22 protein-coding genes and 2 tRNA genes are annotated in these 24,552 nt (G+C 70.1%); 10 read left to right on the forward strand and 14 right to left on the reverse strand.

Annotated elements, in window-relative coordinates; translation table 11 throughout:
* Positions 1 to 94: 94 nt before the first annotated feature.
* Entirely contained in the window at positions 95 to 895 is an 801-nt protein-coding gene (gene hisN / locus ACZ69Q_RS22010; protein ID WP_471044354.1) for a histidinol-phosphatase, read from the forward strand.
* Between the two features lie 47 nt (positions 896 to 942).
* Here the strand turns inward: hisN and ACZ69Q_RS22015 are convergent, their stop codons facing one another.
* Entirely contained in the window at positions 943 to 1,665 is a 723-nt protein-coding gene (locus ACZ69Q_RS22015; RefSeq protein ID WP_471044355.1) for a TetR/AcrR family transcriptional regulator, read from the reverse strand.
* A gap of 107 nt (positions 1,666 to 1,772) precedes the next feature.
* Between ACZ69Q_RS22015 and ACZ69Q_RS22020 the strand changes: the two genes are divergently transcribed.
* Positions 1,773 to 2,474, forward strand: a complete 702-nt coding sequence (locus ACZ69Q_RS22020) for an NAD(P)-dependent oxidoreductase (RefSeq protein ID WP_471044356.1) — start codon at positions 1,773 to 1,775, stop codon at positions 2,472 to 2,474.
* Between the two features lie 112 nt (positions 2,475 to 2,586).
* Positions 2,587 to 2,979, forward strand: a complete 393-nt coding sequence (locus ACZ69Q_RS22025; RefSeq protein ID WP_471044357.1) for a CBS domain-containing protein — start codon at positions 2,587 to 2,589, stop codon at positions 2,977 to 2,979.
* Positions 2,980 to 3,050: 71 nt separating this feature from the next.
* On the opposite strand, the gene ACZ69Q_RS22030 is transcribed toward ACZ69Q_RS22025, so the two are convergent.
* Positions 3,051 to 4,505 carry a catalase gene (locus ACZ69Q_RS22030; RefSeq protein ID WP_471044359.1) on the reverse strand — a complete coding sequence of 485 codons (1,455 nt, stop codon included), beginning with the start codon at positions 4,503 to 4,505 and terminating at the stop codon, positions 3,051 to 3,053.
* A 154-nt stretch (positions 4,506 to 4,659) separates the two neighbouring features.
* Between ACZ69Q_RS22030 and ACZ69Q_RS22035 the strand changes: the two genes are divergently transcribed.
* The 4 genes from ACZ69Q_RS22035 to ACZ69Q_RS22050 all read left to right on the forward strand — a co-directional run bounded on the left by ACZ69Q_RS22035 (position 4,660) and on the right by ACZ69Q_RS22050 (position 7,993).
* Positions 4,660 to 5,076: a Fur family transcriptional regulator gene (locus ACZ69Q_RS22035; RefSeq protein WP_383418111.1), complete on the forward strand. Its 417-nt coding sequence runs from the start codon at positions 4,660 to 4,662 to the stop codon at positions 5,074 to 5,076.
* Between the two features lie 147 nt (positions 5,077 to 5,223).
* Positions 5,224 to 5,991, forward strand: a complete 768-nt coding sequence (locus tag ACZ69Q_RS22040; protein ID WP_471044362.1) for an ABC transporter ATP-binding protein — start codon at positions 5,224 to 5,226, stop codon at positions 5,989 to 5,991.
* Positions 5,988 to 6,851 (forward strand): ABC transporter permease, encoded by an 864-nt coding sequence (locus ACZ69Q_RS22045; RefSeq protein ID WP_471044364.1) that lies wholly within the window; start codon positions 5,988 to 5,990, stop codon positions 6,849 to 6,851. Before ACZ69Q_RS22040 ends, ACZ69Q_RS22045 begins: the two co-directional genes overlap by 4 nt.
* Positions 6,848 to 7,993 (forward strand): ABC transporter substrate-binding protein, encoded by a 1,146-nt coding sequence (locus ACZ69Q_RS22050; RefSeq protein ID WP_471044367.1) that lies wholly within the window; start codon positions 6,848 to 6,850, stop codon positions 7,991 to 7,993. The genes ACZ69Q_RS22045 and ACZ69Q_RS22050 overlap by 4 nt, the downstream gene beginning before the upstream one ends.
* Positions 7,994 to 8,060: 67 nt before the next feature.
* On the opposite strand, the gene ACZ69Q_RS22055 is transcribed toward ACZ69Q_RS22050, so the two are convergent.
* The 4 genes from ACZ69Q_RS22055 to ACZ69Q_RS22070 form a co-directional block, all read right to left on the reverse strand.
* Positions 8,061 to 8,134 (reverse strand) — tRNA-Met (locus ACZ69Q_RS22055).
* Between the two features lie 557 nt (positions 8,135 to 8,691).
* Positions 8,692 to 10,623 (reverse strand): tetratricopeptide repeat protein, encoded by a 1,932-nt coding sequence (locus tag ACZ69Q_RS22060; RefSeq protein WP_471044370.1) that lies wholly within the window; start codon positions 10,621 to 10,623, stop codon positions 8,692 to 8,694.
* 236 nt (positions 10,624 to 10,859) lie between these two features.
* Positions 10,860 to 10,933, reverse strand: a tRNA-Met gene (locus ACZ69Q_RS22065).
* Positions 10,934 to 10,991: 58 nt separating this feature from the next.
* A complete protein-coding gene (locus ACZ69Q_RS22070; RefSeq protein WP_471044686.1) occupies positions 10,992 to 13,928 on the reverse strand; it encodes a UPF0182 family membrane protein in 2,937 nt (978 codons plus the stop codon).
* A 166-nt stretch (positions 13,929 to 14,094) separates the two neighbouring features.
* Between ACZ69Q_RS22070 and ACZ69Q_RS22075 the strand changes: the two genes are divergently transcribed.
* Positions 14,095 to 14,637, forward strand: a complete 543-nt coding sequence (locus ACZ69Q_RS22075; RefSeq protein ID WP_471044372.1) for a PPA1309 family protein — start codon at positions 14,095 to 14,097, stop codon at positions 14,635 to 14,637.
* A gap of 94 nt (positions 14,638 to 14,731) precedes the next feature.
* On the opposite strand, the gene ACZ69Q_RS22080 is transcribed toward ACZ69Q_RS22075, so the two are convergent.
* From ACZ69Q_RS22080 to ACZ69Q_RS22095, 4 genes are all read right to left on the reverse strand, one after another.
* A complete protein-coding gene (locus ACZ69Q_RS22080) occupies positions 14,732 to 15,829 on the reverse strand; it encodes a YlbL family protein (protein WP_471044375.1) in 1,098 nt (365 codons plus the stop codon).
* A 62-nt stretch (positions 15,830 to 15,891) separates the two neighbouring features.
* The gene (locus ACZ69Q_RS22085; protein ID WP_380845017.1) at positions 15,892 to 16,056 is read right to left on the reverse strand and encodes a hypothetical protein; all 165 of its coding nucleotides are present in this window, start codon (positions 16,054 to 16,056) and stop codon (positions 15,892 to 15,894) included.
* A gap of 146 nt (positions 16,057 to 16,202) precedes the next feature.
* Positions 16,203 to 16,664 carry a molybdenum cofactor biosynthesis protein MoaE gene (locus ACZ69Q_RS22090; RefSeq protein ID WP_471044378.1) on the reverse strand — a complete coding sequence of 154 codons (462 nt, stop codon included), beginning with the start codon at positions 16,662 to 16,664 and terminating at the stop codon, positions 16,203 to 16,205.
* A 154-nt stretch (positions 16,665 to 16,818) separates the two neighbouring features.
* A complete protein-coding gene (locus ACZ69Q_RS22095; protein WP_471044381.1) occupies positions 16,819 to 17,940 on the reverse strand; it encodes an SDR family oxidoreductase in 1,122 nt (373 codons plus the stop codon).
* A 192-nt stretch (positions 17,941 to 18,132) separates the two neighbouring features.
* Here ACZ69Q_RS22095 and ACZ69Q_RS22100 point away from each other — a divergent pair, with 192 nt between their 5' ends.
* The gene (locus tag ACZ69Q_RS22100) at positions 18,133 to 19,587 is read left to right on the forward strand and encodes a zinc-dependent metalloprotease (RefSeq protein WP_471044384.1); all 1,455 of its coding nucleotides are present in this window, start codon (positions 18,133 to 18,135) and stop codon (positions 19,585 to 19,587) included.
* On the forward strand, positions 19,584 to 20,105 hold the full coding sequence (locus ACZ69Q_RS22105; RefSeq protein WP_471044387.1) for an NUDIX hydrolase: 522 nt from the start codon (positions 19,584 to 19,586) through the stop codon (positions 20,103 to 20,105). Before ACZ69Q_RS22100 ends, ACZ69Q_RS22105 begins: the two co-directional genes overlap by 4 nt.
* 75 nt (positions 20,106 to 20,180) lie before the next feature.
* On the opposite strand, the gene ACZ69Q_RS22110 is transcribed toward ACZ69Q_RS22105, so the two are convergent.
* From ACZ69Q_RS22110 to ACZ69Q_RS22125, 4 genes are all read right to left on the reverse strand, one after another.
* Entirely contained in the window at positions 20,181 to 20,936 is a 756-nt protein-coding gene (locus ACZ69Q_RS22110; protein WP_471044389.1) for an AIM24 family protein, read from the reverse strand.
* Positions 20,937 to 20,955: 19 nt separating this feature from the next.
* Positions 20,956 to 21,636: an AIM24 family protein gene (locus ACZ69Q_RS22115; protein WP_471044391.1), complete on the reverse strand. Its 681-nt coding sequence runs from the start codon at positions 21,634 to 21,636 to the stop codon at positions 20,956 to 20,958.
* A gap of 13 nt (positions 21,637 to 21,649) precedes the next feature.
* The gene (locus ACZ69Q_RS22120; protein WP_471044393.1) at positions 21,650 to 23,383 is read right to left on the reverse strand and encodes a TerD family protein; all 1,734 of its coding nucleotides are present in this window, start codon (positions 23,381 to 23,383) and stop codon (positions 21,650 to 21,652) included.
* Between the two features lie 227 nt (positions 23,384 to 23,610).
* On the reverse strand, positions 23,611 to 24,207 hold the full coding sequence (locus ACZ69Q_RS22125; RefSeq protein ID WP_471044396.1) for a M48 metallopeptidase family protein: 597 nt from the start codon (positions 24,205 to 24,207) through the stop codon (positions 23,611 to 23,613).
* Positions 24,208 to 24,552: the final 345 nt, after the last annotated feature.

The raw sequence follows: 24,552 nt of genomic DNA on the forward strand, positions 1-24,552 counted from the left end.
TACGCGCGGCGGCACCCCGCCAACCGTGCGTATCCCGCCCATGAGCCCCCGGCGTAGTAGCCCCAGCCCGACCACGGCAGATAGCGTTCGTCCCATGCCGGACTACCTCGACGATCTCCGCCTCGCCCACGTCCTCGCGGACGCCGCCGACGCCACCACCATGGACCGATTCAAGGCCCTCGACCTCAAGGTCGAGACCAAGCCGGACATGACCCCGGTGAGCGAGGCCGACAAGGGCGCCGAGGAGCTGATCCGGGGCCAGTTGCAGCGCGCCCGCCCGAGAGACGCGATCCTCGGGGAGGAGTACGGCGTCGAGGGCACCGGGCCCCGCCGCTGGGTGATCGATCCGATCGACGGCACCAAGAACTACGTACGCGGCGTCCCTGTCTGGGCCACCCTCATCTCGCTCATGGAGGCCGTCGAGGGCGGTTTCCAGCCGGTCGTCGGTCTGGTGTCCGCTCCCGCGCTCGGCCGGCGCTGGTGGGCCGCCAAGGGGCACGGCGCCTTCGCGGGCCGCAGCCTGTCGTCGGCGTCCCGGCTGCGTGTCTCCCAGGTCTCGAAGCTGGCGGACGCCTCGTTCGCGTACTCCTCGCTCGGCGGCTGGGAGGAGCAGGGTCGGCTGAACGGTTTCCTCGATCTCACGCGCGAGGTGTGGCGCACGCGCGCGTACGGCGACTTCTGGCCCTACATGATGGTCGCCGAGGGCTCGGTGGACATCTGCGCCGAGCCCGAGCTGTCCCTGTGGGACATGGCCGCCAACGCGATCATCGTGACGGAGGCGGGCGGCACCTTCACCGGACTCGACGGCCGCCCCGGCCCGCACAGCGGCAACGCCGCCGCCTCGAACGGCCTGCTGCACGACGAGTTCCTGGGGTACCTCAACGAGCGCTACTGACGCTCGAACCGCTCCCGCCGGCAGGCGTCCGATGCGCCGCCGGCAGGTCACGCCTGACGCTGCTTCTCCGGTACCAGGTCCAGGGAGCGGACGAGTTGGGCCAGTTCTTCGCGGAAGAGCTTCTCCGGGCTGAGGGCCTGGGCCTGCAGATGGCCGTAGACCTCCAGCGACACCAGGCCGTGCAGGTGACTCCAGATCCGCAGGGCAAGGGCCACGGCGGCCGGGGGCAGATGAGGGAAGGCCGGGCGGACCTTCTCCAGCAGGCCCGGGTCGAAGTCTGACCAGCCGAAGTCGCTGTCGGCGTAACGGGGTTCGGCCTGCGGCCAGGCGGCGTCCGCGAGGGCGGTGATGCCGGTGCAGACGCGGTGCGCGGCGTCCGGGGCGGCGCCGCCCGCAGGCGGGCGGTATCCGGGGACAGGGTCCCCGTAGATGAGGCGGAAGCCCTCGGGGTTGGCCAGCGCCCAGTCCCTGAAGGCGCGGGCCCATGCCTGGATCCGGACGGCCGGATCGCGCCCGAGGGCGTCGCTCCATGCGGCGTCCACGGTGTCGGCCAGCGAGGTGTAGACGTCGTTGATCAGCGTGGTGACGAGGTCGTCGCGGGTGGCGAAGTAGCCGTAGATGGCGTTGGCCGTCATGCCCATCTCGCGCGCGATGGCCCTCAGCGTGATGGCGTCGGGCCCGCCCGTGGCCATCAGCTCCAGGGCGACCTTCTTGATCTCCGCCGTCGTCTCCAGGCGCAGTCGCTCGCGGCGCCCCATGCTGCTTCCCACGGCATCACTGTACAGCGTCACGGGATTGCGCCTTGTCCATTTACTGCACGCCGTATAGTTTTTGCATGCCGTGCAGTCAGCAGGGCGACCTACCCGAGGGGACAGCCATGCACATCGGAGTGATCGGGGCCACGGGCACCATCGGCAGCCGCGTCGTCACCGAGGCCCTCGACCGGGGGCACCACGTCACGGCCTTCAGCCGCGACACCACCCGGATCAAGGAGGACCGCAGGAACATCACGTGGAAGAACATCGAAGTCCTGGATGCCGGCTCGGTCGCCGCCGCGATACCCGGCCTCGACGTACTGATCAGCGGATTCCAGCCGGGAAACGCCGCCAAGGACATGACCGACACCGTGGCCCGCTCGATCGCCGACCCCACGGTCTACGCCACCGCCGCGCGCGCACTGCTCAAGGCACTTCAGAGCCACCCCCGCACCCGGCTGATCGTCATCGGCGGCGCCGGCAGCCTGGAGATCGAGCCCGGAGTCACACGGGCCGACTCCGACGAACTCCTGCACGAAGCCCTCGACGCGGTCGGCCTGCCGAGGGAGTACGCCGCCGCGGTACGCGGCCACCGGGACGCCCTGAACGTCCTGCGCACCTCGAATCGCCTGTGGACCTACTTCAGCCCGGCCGAGGACATCGCACCCGGCGAACGAACGGGACGGTTCCGCATCGGTACCGACCAGCCGGTTCGAGACGCCGACGGCCTCAGCCGGATCTCGGCGGAGGACGCCGCCATCGCCCTCGTGGACGAGGCGGAACTGCCGCGGTTCGTCCAGCGCCGCTTCACCATCGGCTACTGAGCGCCCCCTTGTTGACCCCCTCTTTACCTGTCACTCTGAGAGTCCCCCCACTTGTGAATTTGTGAATCCATGAACAATCGGTGCGGGGGCACTTCAGGAGGTGGCTCCATCCATGCTCGTACGTGACGCCATGAGCACCGTGGTCCTCACCATCGGCCCCACCCACACCCTTCGCCAGGCCGCCGCACTCATGTCCGCCCGCCGGGTCGGCGCGGCCGTGGTCCACGACCCCGACGCGGGCGGCATCGGCATCCTCACCGAACGCGACATCCTGATCTCCGTCGGCCTGGGACAGAGCCCGGACGCCGAACGCGCCCATGACCACACCACCACCGACGTCGTGTTCGCCGCCCCGGCGTGGACCCTGGAGGAGGCGGCCCGCGCCATGGCGCACGGCGGCTTCCGGCACCTGATCGTCCTGGACCGCGGCGAGCCGGTCGGCATCGTCTCGGTCCGCGACATCATCCGCTGCTGGGCACCCGTACGACAGCACGTACCTGCCTGACCACGCACGACGGGCCGGGCCCCCCGAAGGAACCCGGCCCGTCCGCCACGGCAGGCGATCCAGTGCTGGTGTCAGCCGCGCAGGGCCTGGACCGCGGCGTCCAGCCGCTTGCCGAAGTCGTCGTCCGCCCGGCGGAAGTTGTCGATCGCGCGCTCGACGATGTCCTGGCGCGAGACCGGCGCCATGGCACCCGCCAGGTTGGCGATCAGACGCTCCTTCTCGTCCTCGGACATCAGGCGGTACAGGTCGCCCGCCTGTACGAAGTCGTCGTCCTCCGCGCGGGCGGGAGCCTCGTGGTTGCCGGTGCCGGCGGTGAAGCCCGCGAACGGCTGCCACAGCGGACGGTCCGTCTGGGCGGGGCCGCCGAAGCTGTTCGGCTCGTAGTTCTTCGCACCGCCGTGGCGGCCGTCGTACAGGAATCCGTCACGGGAGTTGGTGCGTGCCTCGGTGGCGTGCGGGCGGTTCACCGGCAGGTGGTCGGCGTTGATGCCGACGCGGTAGCGGTGGGCGTCGCCGTAGGCGAAGAGGCGGCCCTGGAGCATCTTGTCCGGGGACGGGCCGATGCCGGGCACGAAGTGCGCCGGGGAGAAGATCGACTGCTCGACCTCCGCGAAGACGTTGCGCGGGTTGCGGTTGAGCTCCAGCTTGCCGATCTCGATGGGCGGGTAGTCCTCGTGCGGCCACACCTTGGTGAGGTCGAACGGGTTGAAGCGGTACGTCGCCGCGTCCGCCGCCGGCATGATCTGCACCTGCACGGTCCAGCTCGGGAACTCACCGCGCTCGATGGCCTGGCGCAGGTCGCGCTGGTGGGAGTCGGGGTCCTCCCCGGCGAGCCTGTTCGCCTCTTCCTGGGTGAGGTTCCTGATGCCCTGGTCGGTCTTGAAGTGGTACTTGACCCAGAAGACCTCGCCGGCCTCGTTGTTCCACTGGTAGGTGTGCGAGCCGTAGCCGTTCATGTGGCGGTACGACGCCGGGATGCCGCGGTCGCCGAAGAGCCAGGTCACCTGGTGCGTCGACTCGGGGCTCAGGCTCCAGAAGTCCCAGACGTTGTCCGCCTCCTGGCTGCCCGTGTACGGGTCGCGCTTCTGGGTGTGGATGAAGTCCGGGAACTTGATGGCGTCCTTGATGAAGAACACCGGGGTGTTGTTGCCGACGAGGTCGTAATTGCCCTCCTCGGTGTAGAACTTCAGCGCCCAGCCGCGCGGGTCGCGCACGGCGTCCGCCGCGCCGAGGTTGCCGGCCACCGTCGAGAAGCGCAGGAACGTCTCCGTCTGCTTGCCGACCTCGCAGAGGAAGGCGGCGCGCGTGTACGGCGTGACGTCCGCGGTCACCGTGAAGGTGCCGTAGGCGCCCGCGCCGCGTGCGTGCACGACGCGCTCCGGGATGCGCTCCCGGTTGAAGTGGGCGAGCTTCTCCAGCAGGAGCTGGTCCTGGACGAGGACCGGGCCGCCGATGCCCGCGGTCTCACTGTTCTGGTTGTCGGCGACCGGAGCTCCGGCCTCCGTCGTGAGCGGTCCCTGGGTCACGTGCGCCTCCTGCGTATGTCCGAGCAACTCCGGCCACTCCTGTCCACCTGGCCAAAGACGGTCTCGATCCTATCTTGGACTTTGTCTAAGTCAAGCCAGGCTCCAAAGTCACATCCATTCGGAAGCTGGTCCTCCTGCTGTTAAGGTGTTCTGCATGAGTGACCTTCTGGAACGGCTGCGCGGACGCGGATGGCGTATGACCGCGCAGCGGCGCGTCGTGGCCGAGGTTCTCGCCGGCGATCACGTCCACCTGACAGCGGACGAGGTGCACGCGCGGGCCGTCGCCAAGCTGCCCGAGATCTCCCGGGCGACCGTCTACAACACGCTGGGCGAGCTGGTCACCCTCGGCGAGGTGCTCGAGGTCTCCACCGACAAGCGCGCCAAGCGGTACGACCCGAACGCCCACCGGCCCCACCACCACCTGGTCTGCGCCCAGTGCGGCTCGATCCGGGACGTCCACCCGACGGGCAACCCGATGGCCGACCTCCCCGACTCCGAGCGCTTCGGCTTCACGGTCTCGGACGTCGAGATGACGTACCGCGGTATCTGCCCGAACTGCGCGAAGGCCTAGTCGGCCACCTTCTCCGAGCCCCGGCACCGATGAGCGCCGGGGCTTTGTGCTGCGCGGGTGCGGGCGGGCGGGGTTTCGGAATCTGACGGGTCGTCATATGGTCAACGACACCCACACGTCCGTTCCGCACTCCGCGAGGAGACAGAAGTGGGAGAGCCGTACCCCAAACTCAGAGCGAACGACCTGACACGCGCCTTCGGCCGAACCCCACACACGGTCGACGCCCTCGGCCCCCTCGAACTGACCGTCGCCCCCGGCGAGTTCGTCTGCGTCGTCGGCCCCTCGGGCTGCGGCAAGTCGACCCTTCTGCGCATCGCCGCGGGCCTGCTCCGCCCGAGCACCGGCACCCTGGAGATCCGTGCGACGAGCCCGCGCCCGGCGGCGATGATCTTCCAGGACTACGGCATCTACGACTGGAAGTCCGTCCGCGCCAACGTCCGCTTCGGCCTGGACATCCAGCGCGTCCCGCGCCGCGAGGCCAACGCCCGCGCCGACGACTGGCTGGCCCGCATGGGCCTGTCGGACTTCGCCGACTCCTACCCGGCGGCCCTGTCCGGCGGGATGCGCCAGCGCGTGGCGATCGCCCGCGCCCTGGCGGTGGAGCCCGAGATCCTGCTGATGGACGAGCCCTTCGCCGCGCTCGACGCCCAACTGCGCACGATCCTCCAGGACGAACTCCTGGACATCACTCAGTCCTTGAGGACGACCACGCTCTTCATCACCCACAGCCTGGAGGAGGCCATCGTCCTCGGCGACCGCGTCCTGGTCATGTCCGCCCGCCCCGGCCGGATCATCGCCGAGCACCGCCCGCCCTTCCCGCGCCCGCGCACCGGCGACATCCGGGCCACACCCGAGTTCACCGCCCTGAAGAGCGAGCTGTGGGACCTGCTGCGGAAGGAGGCCGTACCGGCATGACGACGCTCACGAAGCCGCCCGCCGAGTCGGTCCTGATCCGCCGCCCGGGCCCACGCGAACTCCACCCCGCACGCACCCACCGCCGCAGGCGCGCACTGGAGCTGTCACTGGCACTCGCCGTGCCCGTCCTGCTGCTCCTGCTGTGGCAACTGGCCGCGGCGCAGGCCTGGATCGACGACCGTGTCTACCCGGCCCCGTCCACGATCCTCGCCGACGGCTGGGACCGGGCCGCGGCCGGCGAGCTGTGGCCGGACGTGTGGGCCACGCTGAAGCGGGTCCTCGCGGGTTACACGGCCGGCACGGCGGCGGGCTACGCCCTGGGTCTGCTGATGGGTTCCCTGTCGCTGGTACGCGCCGCGCTGGAGCCGCTGCTGGACGCGCTGTACGTCGTACCGAAGCTGGCCCTGCTGCCTATCTTCCTGAACATGTTCGGCCTGGGCGAGGGCCCGCAGGTGGCCCTGGTGGCGGCGACGGTGTTCTTCTTCGTGTGGATCTCGACCATGTCGGCGGTGATGTCCATCCCGTCCGGCCACCGGGACGCCGGCCAGGTCTTCGGCGCCTCGCGATGGCAGATGTTCCGCCACGTCCTGCTCCCCGCGTCACTGCCCTCCGTCCTGGTGGGCGCGCGGATCGCGGCGGGCGTGGCGGTGCTGGTCATCGTCGCCTCCGAGCAGATCGCCGCGACGAACGGCCTGGGCCATCTGATCTTCGACTCGCGCGCGCTGTTCCAGAACGACGTCATGTTCGTCGGCATCGTCTGCGTCGCGGTCCTCGGAGTGCTCTTCTCCGAACTGATCCGCCATGCCGGACGCCTGCTCACGCCCTGGGCACCGAGAGACCGAGGAAGGGGCCAGTCATGAGAGGAAGGCGACATGTGTACGGCGTTCTCCTCGCCGTGGGGGCACTGCTGGCGTCGGCGGCGTGCTCGTCGCCGTACGAGTCGGACTCCTCGTCGGATGCGGCCGCCGGCGACCGTACGATCCGCCCGGTCGAGGGCTGCGGCACGAAGGCGTGGACGGACCCGAAGGACCTCTCCCCCACCCGCACACCGGCCCGCTGTCTGCCCGGCGCCCCTTCCCCGCAGCCGTTGTCCGAGCCCCGCAAGCTGACGATCGCGACGGGGACGCTGAGCGCGGAGTACGTGGCCCCGCTGCAAGTGGCGCTCGACAAGCGGGAGTTCGAGAAGGAGGGCCTCGACGTCACGCTGAAGGTCCTGCCGACCCCGGACGCGCTGCCCCTGCTGGCGAAGGGCGACATCGACGCGCTGTGGGCGGCCCCGGAGGCGGCCGTCATGAACGGCGTCAAGGGCGGCTTCGACATCAAGTGGGTCGCGGGGAACTTCTCACCGGCTCCGAAGTCGAAGAGCGGTCTGTGGGTGCGCCTGAAGGAGGGCGAGAGCGCGAACCGGGTGGCGATGGCCGGCCGCAGGCTGGGCACGATGATCGGCAAGGGCTCGGTCATCGCGTACCCCATGCAGAAGGCGCTGGGGAAACACGGCGGCGGCCTCGCCGACATCCAGTACCAGCAACTGGGCTCGGCCGACGTGCTCACCGCCCTCCAGAACGGCGGCGTCGACTCCGCGTGGCTCCTGGACCCGGTCTGGCGCAAGGTGGACGGCGAGCAGGGGTACGCCTTCCTCGGCGGCCAGCCGCGGGGCGAGCCCCTGGGCGGCATGCTCTACGGCCCCGCGCTGCTCCAGGACGACGTGGACGCCGGGGTGGCCCTGCTGAGGGCCTACATCCGCACGCTGAACTCGTACTTCGCCTCGGACTACAAACAGGATGCGCCCTTCGTCACATACCTCGCCAAACTCCTCAAGGCGGAGAAGTCGATCCTCGAATCCACCCCGTCCCTGGTCATGGACTGGGAGATCCGCTCCGGCACCACGACCCGCCTGCAGTCGGCCTACGAGGCCCAGGCCGTGGCCGAGGGATCCCCACTGCCGGAGTCCCGGACGGTGAACCGTGCCCTGTACGAGGAGGCGGTGGGCCACCAGCCCTGACACACCACCCCACCCACGAAAACACCTAGGGCCGGAATCCTTACGGATCCCGGCCCTAGGCCTTCAGTAGCGGGGACAGGATTTGAACCTGCGACCTCTGGGTTATGAGCCCAGCGAGCTACCGAGCTGCTCCACCCCGCGTCGGTGAACGCAACATTACGTCAAGGACGCGGACAGAGGCAAATCGCTTTCCCGGCAGCCATCCTTCGGACCTGACCAGCACGTTTCAGCGCGGACCCGCTTTCCCCCGCCCCCGGCACCCTTGAGCGCCGGCCTGCTTCCTTCCCCCGCCCACGGCACCCTTGAGCGCCGACCCGCTTCCTTCCCCCGCCCACGGCACCCTTGAGCGCCGACCCGCCTCCTTCTCCCGCCCCGGCACCCTTGAGCGCCGACCCGCCTCCTTCTCCCGCCCCGGCACCCTTGAGCGCCGGCCCGCCTCCTTCTCCCGCCCCCGGCACCCTTGAGTGCCGGCCCGGCCCCCGGCACCCTTGAGCGCCGGCCCGCTTCCTTCCAGCCCGTCCGGCGTTTGAGGACGAGGCCCGTTCAGGGCCGAAGCGGGGGTCTGGGGGCGGCAGCCCCCAGGACGGCCGGGGTCGAAGGGGCAGCGCCCCTGGAGGACGGGACGGGTAGGGGCGGCGGGGGCGAAACCCAAGACGCCGGCCACAACGCCGGGCACCCGACATCGGCACCGGCACCCCTCACGCCGAGAGCTCCTCCCGCAGAGCGTCCCGCAACCGCGCCGCCCGCTCGGCAACCTCCGCCGGCCCCAGACTCACCGCCCGGTCGGCCCACCGCTGCCCCTCCGCCAGCTCCCCGCGACGCGCGTAGACCAGGGCGAGCCGCAAAGCCGACCGCCCATGCCCGGCGTCAGCCGCCCGCGTCCACCACACCGCCGCCTCGGGCTCACTGCCCTCCCTGGCCAGCAGCAGGCCCAGATTGAACGCACCGTTGCGCGACCCGGCCTCGGCGGCTTCCCGGTACCACCGAGCCGCCTCCACCACGTCCCCCCGGGCCGCAGCGAGCATCCCGACCCGAACCTGCGCCCGCCGATGCCCCTGGGAGGCGGCCCGCTCGTACCACTCCTCGCACTCGGCCTTCTCCCGCACCGGCTCCCCGAGCTCATGCGCGGGCTCCGGCGGCCGCCGGGCGTCCAGCACGGTCGCCAGCCGATACGCCGCCTCCGGACTGCCGGACCCGGCCGCGCACCGCAGATGCCGCTCCGCCGCGAGCTCGTCGCCGTCCCGCAGCCGGGCGATGCCGACCTGGAGCGCCGCCTCCGTGTGCCCGGCGGCAGCCGCACGCTCGTACCACCGCAGCGCGGCCCGCTCCTCGCCCCGCCCGGCGTGCAGGATCCCCAGATTGAACGCGGCGTCCACGCTCCCCGCCTCAGCGGCCTTGGAGAACCACGGCTGGGCACCCGACGTGTCCCCGCCCTGGAGCAGCAGGATCGCCAGCGCGTTCGCCGCCTCGCGGTGCCCGGCGTACGCAGCCCGCCGGTACCACTGCTCGGCCTGCGCGGTACGCGCCTGCTCGGCGCAGAGCAGCCCGAGGTTGTACGCGCCGTTGACATCACCGGCGTCCATCGCGGCCCGGTACCACCGCTCGGCGGTCTGGGTCTCCCCGCGCTCGGCATGCAGCGCGCCCAGCGCGTTCGCGGCGTTGCCGTCGCCGTCCTGCGCGGCCCGCAGCCACCACACGGCGGCGCTCTCGGTGTCCCCGGCGTCCCGCAGCAGGAACCCGAGCGCACAGGCGGCGCGCGCCTCACCGTCCTTGGCGGACGTCAGATACCAGCGCCCGGCCTCCTTGAGCTCCCCGCGCTTCTCCAGAATCGCCCCGAGGTGCAGCGCGGCCCTGCGGTGCCCGCGCGCGGCGGCCTGCCGGTACCACTGCTCGACCTCGTCCAGCACGGCCTCGCCCGGCTCGACACCGTTGTCGGCGCCGTCCTCACCCGTCCGCGTCACCTGCCGGTCGAGCGCGCGCGCCAGCCGGTACGCCGCCTCCCGGTGCCCGCGCTCCGCCGCGGCCCGCATCCACTGCTCGGCCCGGCCGTCGCTGCGGTGCTCCAGCAGATCCGCGAGCGCGTACGCGCCCAGCGTGTGCCCCTGCTCGGCGGACTGCCGCAGCCAGTACTCGGCGGCGGGCTCGTCGCCCCGCTCACGGTGATGGCGTCCCAGCGCGTGTGCGGCCGCGGCCGACCCGGCGACGGCGGCGATCCGCCACCATCCGGCGGCGTCGTCGGCGTAGCCGCGCTGGTGCAGCAGGACTCCCAGATTGTTCGCGGCCGCCCGGTCCCCCGCCGCGGTCGCGGCCCGCAGATGTGGCTCGGCTCCGTCGAGGTCACCACGGCGCAGCAGCATGGCCCCGAGGACGCTCATCGCCTCGACGTCGCCGGTCTGCGCGGCGAGCCGCTGCCGCGCCTCCTCGGCGGCCTCCCCCGTCTCGTCCTGGTCGGCCGGCCGGTCGACGGCGAAGTCGCCCTCCGGTCGCACCAGCTCACCCACCGGCTGCGAGGCACCGCCCGTCGGACGCGAGGCATCGTTCTCCGGCTGCACGAAATCGCCCGTCGGCTGCACAAAGTCGGCAGGCTGCACAAACCGCCCTGTCTCCAACAGAGTTGCCTTGTCCCCCATAACGTCCATCGTCGCACCACCTGCAACCTGGGTACACCTGGTATACCGCAGCCAGTGAGGTCACTTCAGCGTTTTGTCGACATGCCCACAGAGAGACAAGTCAAACACAGTTCTCCCAACTCCCCACAGCGGCACGACCGTCCCAGTGCCCGGCACATGCGTTCGCACACCACGAAGGCCCGGATCCTTGGAGGATCCGGGCCTTCGCTGTCGTACGAAATGTTCGCCGACTTCAGTAGCGGGGACAGGATTTGAACCTGCGACCTCTGGGTTATGAGCCCAGCGAGCTACCGAGCTGCTCCACCCCGCGCCGTTGTGATGCAACCGTACCACGGCGCGGGGTGGGCTATTCGATCAGCCGCCGGTCCCTAGGTGCCGGTGGGACTTCCGCTCGGCTTGGGACTCGCACTCCCGCCGCCACTGCCCGCGCCGCCGCCCGTCTTGTCGGGCTGCGACTGCGCGTCCTCGGCCCGCCTGAGCGCGTCCTCAAGGTCCTTCTGCGCCTTGCCGTACGCCTCCCAGTCGCCCTTCTTCAGGGCGTCCTGGCCGGCGTCGAAGGCCTTCTGGGCGTCGTCGAGCGCTTCTTGGACCGTCGGGTTGTTGGACGTCGGCGGAGGTGTCGTACCGCCGCCGTCCTCGTCCGGTGGCGGGGTGGTCGCGCCGTCCGCTCCGAAGACCTTGTTGAGGGCCTCGTCGAGCGTGTCCTCGAAGGCGGTGGTGCCGCCGTAGGACACCAACACCTTGCGCAGCAGCGGGTACTTGAGTCCGCCACCGCGTACGTAGACCGGCTCCACGTAGAGCAGTCCGCCGTCGAGCGGAACCGCCAGCAGGTTGCCGTACTCGATGTCCGAGTCGCCGCCCTTGAGCAGCCTGATCGTCTCGGCGATGTCCTGTTCGGAGTTGAACTGGCTCTGGACCTGACTCGGTCCGTTGACCGTGGTGTTGGTCGGCAGTTTCAGGATTCTGATCTTGCCGTAGTCGCTGGTGCCCGCCTCGGCGTCGACCGCCATGAAAGCACTGAGGTTGTCCCGGCCGTTCGGCGTGAGCGTCGTCGTCAGCGAGAACGCCTGTGACGCCTGGTCGGGCATCTTCATGCTCAGGTAGTACGGCGGTGTCGCACTGCCCGACTTGTTCGTCGGGTCGTCCGGCACCTGCCAGACCTCGCTGCCGCTGAGGAACGTCGTGGCGTCCTTCACGTGGTAGCGGGTGAGCAGCTCGCGCTGGACCTTGAACAGGTCCTGCGGGTAGCGCAGATGGGCCATCAGCGACTTGGAGATCTCGCTCTTGGACTTCACCGTGCCCGGGAAGGCCTTCATCCAGGTCTTCAGGACCGGGTCCTTGGTGTCCCACTGGAAGAGCTTGACCTCACCGGTGTAGGCGTCGACCGTCGCCTTCACCGAGTTGCGGATGTAGTTGACCTGGTTCTGCTGGGCCACCACCGCACGGTTGTCGTTGGTGGCGGTCAGCGAGTCGGCCGTGGTGTCCCCGAGGGTCGTACGCGACGAGTACGGGTAGCCGTTCGTCGTCGTGTACGCGTCGACGATCCACTGGATACGGCCGTCCACGACCGCCGGGTAGGCGTCGCCGTCGATGGTCAGCCACGGGGCGACCGCCTCGACGCGCTCCTTGGGCGTGCGGTTGTACAGGATGCGCGAACCGTCGCCGATCGCACCGGAGTACAGGATCTGCGGCTCGCCGAACGCCACCGCGTACGCGGCCCGGTTGACCGGGTTGGAGAGACTGACCCCGCTGTCGGCCTTGTAGCTGTAGGTCTTCTCACCGCTGTCGTCGGAGTAGTCGATCTCCTTCTGGGGACCGCCGACGATCGAGTACATCGTGGTCTTCTCGCCGTAGTAGACCCGCTGCTCGTACGTCCCGAGGTCGCCCTTGGACGGCAGGTCGGACTCGGTGAAGTCCGGGCGGCCCTGGGAGTCGGCACTGGTGCCCTCGGCGGCGACCACGCCGTAGCCGTGGGTGTAACGGAAGTGGTCGTTGATCCAGTTCCGCTTCGGGATGCCGTTGAGGTTGATCTCACGCAGACCGATGACGGTGTCCTGGTCCTTGCCGTCCTTGCTGTACCGGTCGACGTCCAGGTTGGTCGGGAACGCGTAGTAGTTCCTGATCTGCTGGAGCTGCTGGAACGTCGGCGAGACGATGTTCGGGTCCAGGATGCGGATGCTCGCCGTGGCGTCGACGTCGTCGCGCAGCTTCGTCTTGTCCTCGGTCTTGCCCGTGCCCGCGTACTCGGTGACCTGGGTGCCGTCGATGCCGTACGCCTCGCGCGTCGCCTTGAGGTTCTTCTCGACGTACGGCGCTTCCTTGGCCTGCTCGTTGGGCTGGACCTGGAACTTCTGCACGATCGCCGGGTACAGGCCGCCGATGAGGATCGCGGAGAGCACCATCAGGCCGAAGCCGATGACGGGCAACTGCCAGGTGCGCCGCCACAGGGTGGCGAAGAACAGCAGCGCGCAGATCACGGCGATGCAGAACAGGATCGTCTTGGCCGGGAGATAGGCGTTGGCGTCGACGTACCTGAGGCCGGTCCAGTTGTCGGTCGCCTTGAAGTCGCTGGACTTCACCGCGAGTCCGTACCGGTCGAGCCAGTACGCGACCGCCTTCAGGGCGACGAAGATGCCGATGAGGACCGACAGATGACCGGTGGCGGCGGCCGTGGCGCGCGCGCCGGGGCTGGTGATCCGCAGCCCGCCGTACAGGTAGTGGGTGAGCGCGGCGGCGATCACGGAGAGGATCGCGGCGGCGAAGCCGAAGCCGAGCAGGAACCGGTACCAGGGCAGGTCGAAGGCGTAGAAGCCGACGTCGAGGTGGAACTGCGGGTCCTTCTCACCGAAGGGGACGCCGTTGACCCACATCAGCCAGGTCCGCCACTGGCTGGAGGCGGAGGCGCCGGCGATCAGGCCGACCAGGGCGGTGATCGCGAGCAGCAGCCACTTCTTGTACGGCGCGATGCCCATGCGGTAGCGGTCGAGGCTCTGCTGCTCCATCGACATGGCGCTCAGCGGCGGGCGCAGCCGGTGTGCCAGCCAGATGTTGAAGCCGACCGCGAGGGCCATCAACAGACCGAAGACGAAGAAGAGTCCGATCTTCGTCCACAGCGTGGTGGTGAACACCGAGGAGTAGTTCACCGACCGGTACCAGAGCCAGTCCGTCCAGAAGCCCGCGAACATGGTGAACGCCATGCCGAGGACGGCGAGCACGCCCAGTGTCATGAGCAGGGTCCGGACACGCCGGGACGGGCGGCCCACTCTGATCCGTGGCCCGGTCGGGCCTCCGCCGCGGTCCGGCATCTGGAAAGCCAAGGTTCGCACCCCGAAGTTCGCTGTTGGTCTGGGTCAGGCCCGCGTCTTCGTGGACCCTCCGTGGCCCCCCGTGATCGTGGGCCCACATCTATGCAACTTACTCACCGTTTACTCGGTTCCCGATTCCGGCCAGGAACGAGAGAGGATTGTGACCATGTCCAACACTCCCATGGCTGCGAACCCGCTTACCCGGGCCGTTCTCGAGATCGACGAGTACGCCTCCGGCCTCGGCTGGGACCAGCCCGCCCGCCTTTTCGCCCTCGTCGACACCGCACGGCTGCGAGTCCAGGAACCCGGCCTCGCCGCCCAGCTCGGCCTGGGGGACGAGGAGGAGTCCACCGGCCTGACCCCGATCGAGCAGGACGAAATTCCAACGGGCAAGCAGCTCGACGAGTTCCTCGGCACGATCGCCTGGCCCGACGCGGTGGCCGGCTGCGCGCTCACCGTGGAGCGCCTGATGCTGCCGCCGTCCGCCGAGGCACAGGTTCCGCAGGGCCTGAGCGACGCCAGGTTCGCGAAGTGGGTGGCGGAGCACCCGGACCGTCAGGAGGTCCGCATGACGGTCGCGGTCCTGCGCGACGGCACCCGCGAGTCGGCCCTGCGCCTGCGCGAGAAGGACACCCCGACGGAGGTCCTCACCGGCCCGGACCTCGTCCCGGGCCTGGCGGAAGCGCTGACGGCCACCTTCGCGGACTAGGACCTTCCGGTCCGGCTCCCGCGGTCTTCCGGTACGACGACGGGGGCGCCCCTCGGTGTGAGGGGCGCCCCCGCTGTCGTACGGCTGCTGTCGCTCAGCTCTTGGTCGTGCACTCGGGCAGGTCGGCGGTGTCGCCGGAGCGGATGTCCGTCAGGGCGCCGAGGGCGTCGTCGATGGTGTCGACCTTGACGAGGGTGAGCCCGCCCGGAACGTCCCTGGCCGCGGTCGCGCAGTTGTCGGCGGGCGTCAGGAAGTACTGGGCGCCCTTCTCGCGCGCGGCGATGGTCTTCATCTCGATGCCGCCGATGGGGCCGACCTTGCCCTCGTCGTCGATGGTGCCGGTGCCTGCCACGAACTTGCCGCCGGTGAGGCTGCCCGGGGTGAGCTTGTCGTAGAGGCCGAGCGAGAACATCAGGCCCGCGCTGGGGCCGCCGACGTCGGCGAGCTTGATGTCGATGCTGAACGGGAAGGTGTGGTCGGTCCCGGCGGAGATCCCGACGATGGCGCGCTTGTCGCCGCTGTCGGTGGACTGCGCGGTCCTGATGGTGACCTTCTCGGTCTTCGTCGGCGTCCGGCGCTCCTTCTCCGCGGCGGCCTGCTCCTTGGCGGGCACGATCGTGAAGACGACGTCCTGTCCCGGCTTGTGCTTGGTCACCAGCTCGGCGACATCCCCGGGCTCCTTGACCGCGGTGTCGTCGACGGCCTTGATCACGTCACCGGCGTGCAGCTTGCCCTCGGCCGGGGTGCCCTTGACGACGGTCGAGACGATCACCCAGCTCTGCACCGGGATGTCCAGCGCCTTGAGGGCGGCGACCTTGGCGCTCTCCTGGGACTGGCTGAACTCCTCGGCGTTCTCCTGGGTGGACTGCTCCTCGGTCTTGCCGTCCGGGTAGAGGGTGTCGTGCGGCACGACCTTGTTGTCGTGCGCGAGCCAGCCGTAGACGGCCTCGACCAGGTTCATCTTGTAGTCGGCGCTGGTGACCCTGACGGTGGTCATGTTGAGGTGACCGCTCGTCGGGTAGGTCTTGCGCCCGGAGATCTGAAGCACCGGCTCGCCGTCGTGATCGCCGAGGGTGTTGACGGTCGGCCCCGGGGACATCTCCGCATACGGCACGGGAATGAACACTCCCGCGCACAGGAGCGCGATCAGCATCAGAGTGGAGGCGAGCATCGTCGCGGTGCGGCGTGGCATGCCAAGACAGTACGTGACAGTCCTGTCAGAGCCCCGTCAGGGCCGCGAACCCGACTCCGTGATCATGTGCGGGACGAGGGCTTCTCCATGGCCGCGCGGAAGCGGGCATAGCCGTCGAGCTCCGGGCCGTCGCCCCGCGCCTTGCGGGTCCGGTTGGCCCAACTGCCCCACAGGCCGGCGATGACCGCAGCCACGAGCGGAATCAGCAACCAGGCGAGCGCCGCCATGCCGTCCTCCCATCCCCAATGAGCGACCGCAACTGACTGATCAGCAGATTAACCACTGGCACTGACAACGCTCACGCCAGGGGTGCGGTTACGCAAGCCGGGTGGGGTGGATGGGGTTTCGGCGGGGGTGGAAGGTGCTCCGGGGCTCAGCAGGCGCCGACCCACTCCTCCGTGCCATCGGAGAACTTCTGGTGCTTCCAGATCGGCACCTCGTGCTTGAGATCGTCGATCAGTCTCCGGCACGCCTCGAACGCCTCGCCGCGATGGGGGCAGGAGACGGCGACGACGACCGCGAGATCCCCGACCCTGAGGTCCCCGACCCGGTGGACCGCGGCGAGCGCCCGCACCGGGTACTCGGCGACGACCTTCTCGGCGATCCGGCGCATCTCGGCCTCGGCGCTGGGATGGCACGAGTATCCGAGCTCGTCGACGTCGGCACCCCCGTCGTGGTTGCGCACGGTGCCCACGAACAGCGCGGTCCCACCGGCGGCGTCGTCCCCGACGGCCCGGAAGACCTCGTCCAGGGAGAGCGCCGTCTCGCGAATGGCGATGAGCTTGACGGGGTCCTGAGCGCCCTGCTCACCGGGGTGATCGTTGGTAGGTGCCATGGCCCCATCGTGCCCCACGCGTGTGAGGACGGGAAATAGCGTTATCGCCCGGCACACACGCGTGCGGCTTTGGAGCCTCCTACAGTTCGGCCCGCTCCACGCCGTGGGTCAGGCCGGCCCTCAGATCCGCCGCGTGCCGTGGAGCGGGCCGCGCTCAGATCCGCCGCCTGGCCTTGCGCGCCCGCCGTACCACCGCCGCCGCACCCAGCAGGGCCACCGTCGCTCCGGCCGCGCCGGCCGCCGTCGCGTCCTTGCGGCCGAGGCGCCGCCCGGCGACCGTGTGCCTGCCGGAGACCTCTTCCAGCAGCTCGGCGAGGACTTCCTCGTTGGTCCACTGCGGCCGCCATCCCGCGTCGTGCAGCCGACTGCCGCTGACCACCCACGGGTACATCGTGTAGGCCAGGTCCCCGGCCGGGGAGGGCGTCAGCCCGATGCGGTGCAGGCGGGCCGCCGCTCCCAGCGCGACCGCCGAGGGCAGCTCCATGCGGCGGATCCCGCTGAGCTCCTCGACCTCCTCCTGCTCCAGCCAGCCGTCGCAGCCGACGGCGAGTTCCCCTTCGACCTTCTCCAGGACGGCGTACTCGAGCGCGCTGCACAGGTCCTCGACGTGGCAGAACTGCCAGGCGGGCCGCGACCCGGCGACGACGAGTAGCCGGGGCGACTCGAAGTACCTGGTCAGCGCGGTGTCGGTGCCGCCCACCAGCACGGCCGGCCGCACGACGGTGACATTGAGTCCGGGGTGGGCTCTGGGGGCCCGCCGCGCGAGACGCTCGATCTCCAGCAGGTCCCCGACGCCGGTGGCCTCCGCGGTCGCCCGCAGTTCGGCGTCCTCGGACAGCGGCAGCTCGTTGTCGTCGAGCGCCCCGTAGACCATCGCCGAGGTGCACAGCACCACCCGGTGGACCCCGGCCGCCGCGGCGGCCGTCAGAACGGTCTGCGTCCCCCGAACGTTGTATGCCGTCCGCGCGGCTGAATCCGTCTCCAGATCCAGGTCGAGCGCCAGGTGCACGACCACGTCGGCACCCCGCAGCTTCTCGGCGATGGCGGGGTCCCGCACGTCCAGGATGTGCCACTGCGCCGCGGCGCAGTCACCGCGCCGCTCGTCGATGGCGATGACCTGCTTGACCTCGCCGGACGCGACCAGCCGCTCGGTGAGCAGCGCTCCGATCCCGGACGCGGCACCGGTCACCGCGACGACGGGTCCGCGCACGCCGCGCGCGGCGTGCGGGGTTGACTGGTTTCGCGCTGCGCGAACCTGCGGATCAGGGGAACTCACCGGGCGTCTCCAGCGGTTGTCTTTAGTACGAACGCGAGTGACGCGTACGTACCAGGTGGCATCCATCCTGCCGCAGGCCGAGAGTCGGCGAAGCACCGAGGCCCGATCGGCTCGCGGTGTCTACGCTGGGTGGTGTTATCGGGCAGTCGTGCCGCCGGCGCCAGCCGGTGGCCTTAACAGCCGAGGAATCCCGTGAGTGACACCCCATTCGGATTCGGCCTTCCGCCGGAGGAGCCGGAAGACGGCGACGAGGGCAAGAAGAAGGACCAGCAGAGCGGTGGTGGTCAGGGACCGGCCAACCCGTTCGGTTTCGGCGGGCTGCCCGGTGCCGGGGGCTTTGGCGGCCCCGGCGCGGACAATCCGTTCGCTGCCATGTTCGGCTCGCTGAACCCCACCGACCTCGGGGCCGCGTTCCAGCAGCTCGGGCAGATGCTCTCGTACGAGGGCGGCCCGGTGAACTGGGACATGGCCAAGCAGATCGCCCGCCAGACGGTCTCCCAGGGCACCGCGGACGGCACCAAGGACGCGAGCGTGGGCTCCTCCGAGCGCACCGCCGTCCAGGAGGCCGTACGCCTGGCAGACCTGTGGCTGGACGACGCGACGTCCCTGCCGTCCGGCGCGAACACCGCCGTCGCGTGGAGCCGCGCGGAGTGGGTCGAGGCGACCCTGCCCGCGTGGCAGGAGCTCGTCGACCCGGTCGCCGAGCGGGTCGGCACCGCGATGGGCGATGTGCTCCCGGAGGAGATGCAGGCCATGGCGGGCCCGCTGATCGGCATGATGCGTTCGATGGGCGGCGCCATGTTCGGCACGCAGATCGGGCAGGCCGTCGGCGTGCTCGCGGGCGAGGTCGTCGGGTCCACCGACATCGGCCTGCCGCTCGGCCCGGCCGGCAAGGCCGCGCTGCTGCCGGTGAACATCGAGACGTTCGGCAAGGACCTGGGCGTGCCGAAGGAGGAGGTGCGGCTGTATCTCGCCCTGCGCGAGGCCGCCCACCAGCGCCTCTTCGCTCATGTGCCGTGGCTGCGCTCGCACCTGTTCGGCGCGGTCGACGGCTACGCGCGCGGGATCAAGGTCGACACCGCCAAGCTGGAGGACGTGGTCGGCCAGTTCGACCCGCAGAACCCCGAGCAGCTTCAGGACGCTCTCCAGCAGGGCATGTTCCAGCCGGAGGACACCCCGGAGCAGAAGGCGGCTCTGGCCCGCCTGGAGACGGCTCTGGCGCTCGTGGAGGGCTGGGTCGACGCGGTGGTCCACGCGGCCGCCAAGCCCCGTCTGTCGTCCGCCGACGCGCTGCGTGAGACGCTGCGCCGCCGTCGTGCCTCGGGCGGCCCGGCGGAGCAGACGTTCGCGACGCTGATCGGTCTGGAACTGCGTCCGCGCCGCCTGCGTGACGCCTCCCGTCTGTGGGCCTCGCTCACGGACGCGCGCGGTGTCGACGGCCGTGACGCCCTGTGGGCGCACCCCGACATGCTGCCGACGGCCGGCGACCTGGACGACCCGGACGGTTTCGTGCACCGTGAGCACATCGACTTCTCCGAGCTGGACAAGATGCTCGGCGAGGCCGCGAGCGGCGCCGGCGAGAAGCCGAACCTGAAGAAGGACGAGGACTCCGACGGCGGCGACGCAAAGGGCGACGGCACCGAGTGAGCCTGTACGACGACGCGGTCCTCGTGCTGAAGGGGTACGAGGACCAGGAAGAGTTGCGCCGGACGTATCTGGAGCATCTGGAGACCCACCCGGACGGCATGTGGAAGGCCTGCGGCGACGGGCACATCACGGCGAGCGCGCTGGTGATCGACCCCTCACGCGGTCGGGTGCTGCTCACCCTCCACAAGAAGTTGCGCATGTGGCTGCAGATGGGCGGCCACTGCGAACCGGCCGACGAGACGCTGTCGGCGGCCGCCCTGCGCGAGGGAGCCGAGGAGTCGGGCATCGCGGGGCTGACCCTGCTGCCGGGCGGCCCGGTGCGCCTGGACCGCCATCACACGCCGTGCGCCTGGCACCTCGACGTCCAGTACGCGGCGCTCGCCCCTGCCGGCGCCGTGGAGGCGATCAGCGACGAGTCGCTGGACCTGCGCTGGTTCGCCTACGACGAGGTGGCGGACGTGGCGGACGAGTCGGTCGTACGCCTGCTGGAGGCGACGCGGGCGAGGCTCGCGGTCTGAACGCCGGCCGGTGCCGAACCATGTGTAAGGGGCGACTGCCCAGGCGGTCGCCCCTTACGTCTGCTTTCCAGACGGTCAACTCCAGACGTTGCCCTGGTTCTGACCTCGCGCCCCCTGCTGCCCCATGCCGTACTGGGCGGCGAGGCCCGAGCCGATCTGGGCGTTCTGCGGCGGCAGCAGCTCGCTCGGCTGGACCAGCGCGAAACCGGAGCCCATGAAGCTGAGCTCCCAGCCCTCGCCGGTGTTGCCGCGGCGCCGCCACACTCCGGAGGAGTGCGTCTGGGCCTGCATCTGTACGCGCAGCGAGGTCGACCAGGCGACGATCGCGTCGGCGTCGCAGTTGACGTACTTGTCGGGCGTCACCTGCATCATCAGCGGCATGCCGGAGGTCATGAGGGCGATCTTGCCGCGGCCGGTGATGTTGAGCTGGTACTTCCCCGAGCCGGAGATGCCGTAGAGGCTGTCCACGGCGATGACCTCGTGGTGCAGCGAGGAGTCCATCGCCAGCACATAGCTGCTGTCGACGGTCAGCCCGTCCTGTTCGACGTCCATGACGTGGACGTGCTGCTTGAGGTTGGCGAGGTAGACCGTGCCCTGTCCGTGACAGCGCATGAGGTCCAGGCCCTCACCGGTGTGCGCACGCGCGCGTCCCTGCTGGTTGCTCTGGTACTCGGCGTCGAACTCGACGAGTCCCTGGTAGGCGACCATCGTGCCCTTGCGGGCGAGGATGTCGTCGTGGCCCTCCAGGTTGACGCGGAGCATCTGCTTGTTCTGCAGGCTCCAGCGGTCCTGGGTCTGCTGGTCGTTGTAGGCGAAAATCGGGCTCTGCATGGCGTTCTCTCGCTCCCCCTCAGCCCCGGACCCGGAGGCGGTCGGTGCTGTCCTCGCTGGGCTGTACGACGACGATGCCCTGGCCGGAGAAGGCCATCTGGTAGGCCTCGCCGCTGCCCCGGCCGATGAGGGACTGCGCCTTGAAGCTGCGCTTGCCTTTCACCTTGAGGTTCGGCGACCAGGCGACGAGCGCGTCCGGGTCGACGTACGTCTCGTCCTCGCCACCGCCGCAGTCGACGACGATCGGCTTGCCCCGGGAGGTCAGCGCGACCCAGCCCTGCCCGGAGATCTTGGTGTTCCACAGGCCCTGCCCGGCGAACTTCGCCAGGCCCTTGACCCGCTCGACACCCCACGTCAGATGCGCGTCGAAGGCGAGCAGGTTGGTGGCGTTGACGGAGATGCCGTCGCCGTTGAGGTTGATCACGACGACGTTGGCGCCGTAGTCGGCGAGGTAGAGCAGTCCGTCGCCGGAGCACTTCATCAGGGGCGCGCCCTCACCCGTGAGCCAGTCCTTGGCGATCTGGCGCACGGCCGGCGGGTTGGGCTCGTACTGGACGAAGCCCTCGTAGGCAACCATCGAGCCCACGCGCGCGAGGAGGTCGTTCCCGGTCTGCATGGCGACCTTCAGCATGTGGTTGCCGTGGTTCTCCATGCGGGCGGTGACGGGTGCGGGGGCGTAGCCCGCGAGCGGCTGGTTCATGACGGGCTCTCCCTCAGATCTCGTACGGCTGGACGACGATGAAGTTGCCGGGAGCGGCCCGGAACTGGAGGTTGACGCTCTCTCCGGTGTCGCCGGGGTAGGCGTTGCGACGCATGCGGACCTGGCTGGAGACGACCACCTGGGCGGCGGACGACCAGGCGACCACGGCGTTGCAGTCGGCGAACGTCGTGGGCGTCACCGGCAGCACCACCGGCGTGCCGTGCGTCTTGACGACGATCGTGCCGGTACCCGTGAACTGCATCGTGAACAGCGCGCCACCGGGGATGCCGTGCCCCTCGATGCGGCGGACCTCGTACTGAAGGCTCTCGTCGAAGGCGAGGACGTTCTCGGCGGAGACGCAGATGCCGTCGCCCTGGAGCTCGATGGGGTGCAGCATCGTGGAGTTCTCGGCGAGGAACACCTGGCCCTGGCCGGTGCAGCGCATGAGCTGCATCTCCTGGCCGGTCGCGTTGCCCACGATCCGGCCGGCGAAGCCGGCGCCCTTGTAGCTGAAGTCGACCTTGCCCTGGTACAGCACCATGCTGCCCTGGCGGGCGAGAACGGGCTGACCGCCGATGCCGAGGTCGACGCGGACCAGCTTCTTGTTCTGCTGCGTCCAGCGCTGACCGGTCGGCGTCTCCTTGAACTGCTGGAGCGCCGAGGCCACACCGGGACCCTGAGGCACGCCTTGCGGGGCGCCCTGCGGGGCTCCGTAGGGCGCCTGCTGGCCCGGGACCTGCCCGTAGGGGGGCTGCTGGCCGTAGCCGGGAGGCGGGGTCGGCTGGCTGTACCCGGGAGGCGGGGTCGGCTGGCCGTAGCCCGGCGGCGGGGCCGGGGCCTGCGGGGCCGGGGGCGCCTGGGGGTAGCCGTAGCCGGGAGGCGGCGGCGCCGAGGGCTGGCCGTACGGCTGCTGCGCGGGCTGGCCGTAGGGCGCGGGCGCCGGGGCGGGCGGCGGCGGGGCGCCTCCGGGCGGCGTCATGGGCGCGATGATGGTCGGCTGCGCGTGCACCGAGGGCGCCGGGCTCGGCGGCGGCGGGGTGGATCCCGGCGGGGGCGCGAAACCCTGCGCCGGGGCGGGCGCGGGCGCCGGAGCGGCCGGCTGCGGGGCGGGAGCGCCGGCCGGGGCGCCGAACGCGGGCGGCGCGGCGGCCTGGGCGGGCGGCGCAAAGTTGGGAGTCGCACCGGCCTGGGGCTGCTGCGGGGCGGCGGGGGCCTCTTCCTCGGCGACCTCGCCACCGAAGTTCTTCAGCAGCGCCTCGAGTCCGCCGTCGAAGCCCTGGCCGACGGCGGCGAACCGCCAGACGTCCTTCAGGTAGAAGTCGCCCAGCATCACGGCGCGTTCGGTGGAGAACTCCGAGCCGTTGAAGGCGTACCGGGCCACCTCCTCGCCACCGGCGACGATACGGATGTATCCGGGGCCGACCTGCGACATCTGCCCGGCGCCGTCGATCGTCGCCGTGAAGGACAGCTTCTGGATCTGCGGGGGGATCCTGTCGAGCGTGACCCGGAAGGACTCCGTGTCACCGGCCTGGGTGCCGAGGAGCTGGATGGCTTCCTCGGGGGACTTCGGCTGGTTGAAGAAGATGAAGTAACGGTCGTCCGAGAGCCGTTCGTCGGCGTCGAGACCGAAGCAACTGATGTCGAAGCTCAGCCCTGGGGCGCCGATCTGTACCCCTACGTACAGATCCGTGCCCGCGGTGAGGTCACTGATCTTGGCCTTGTGGCCGCGTTGGAATTCCCTGGCCATGCGTAACGACCGTCCCCCATCCCGAATGTAAGTGCGTCGCGCCAGGCTAACGGCAAACTCGGACATCGGACGAAGCCGGTACAGACCCGGTACACAACCCGCGCCCGGCCGAACCGGAAGCACTGCCCAGCGGCTGCCTCACGGGCTGCCCCATGGGCTGCCCCATGGGCTGCCTCACGGGCTCCATCGGAGAATGGAGCGGCGGCGCGGCAGCGGGTCCCTCGGGCTCATTCGCCGCGCGCGCCGGGCAGATGGGGCAACCGCTCGGCGGCGACCACGCCTTCGAGGTAGCCCTTCGCCCGCTCGGTGCGGGGATACGCCTCCAGCAGCCGCCAGAAACGGGGCCCGTGTCCGGGCACCAGAAGATGCGCGAGTTCGTGCAGGAGGACGTAGTCGACGACGTATTCGGGCATGCCCTGCAGCCGGTGCGAAAGCCGGATGCTGCCCTCGGCCGGGGTGCACGAACCCCAGCGGGTGTTCTGGTTGGTGACCCAGCGCACCGAGTTGGGCCGCGCGCGGGCGTCCAGATACTGGTCCGAGAGCCGCTCGGCCCGCTCCGCCAGCTCCGCGTCGCCGATGACCCGCTTGCTCTCCTGGGCGGCCAGCTTGTCCAGCATGACGTTCACCCAGCGTTGCTCCTCGGCCTCGGACATCCGGGCAGGGATGAGCACGACGGTGCGATCGCCCTCGCGGTACGCCGAGACCGTCCGGCGGCGCCGGGCGCTTCTACGGACCTCGATCGCGCTCGCCCCCGAGCCGCTCTGCGGCGGGCTCGTCGTACTGCGCTGTGGCGTTCCGGCGCGGTGCAGTGGGTCGGCGGACACGCCCCGACGTTACCCGCTGCACATGGGCGAAGTCCCGACTCTGGGACGGTTCGATCCCGATCCCCCACCGTGCGTTTGATTTGTACGACGAATATCCACCGCCTGTGGACAACTTTCGGCACCGTCCGCCGTATCGGGGCATGCTGGCAGTCGTCGGCGACGCTGCGACCGAGCCTTTCCGACGCATGGGGATGTTCCACGATGGCTACGGGGGCCAGTTCATGCATGCGACAGATCAGACCAATTCAGCCATTTCAACCGACCTGTCCAGGCCGGCGCCTCCAGCATTTCCACCGACACCACAGGCTCCACAGGTGAAGTCGTCCCTCAGGCGCGGCTGGCGCG

The sequence above is a fragment of the Streptomyces sp. NPDC036764 genome, from assembly GCF_055609385.1.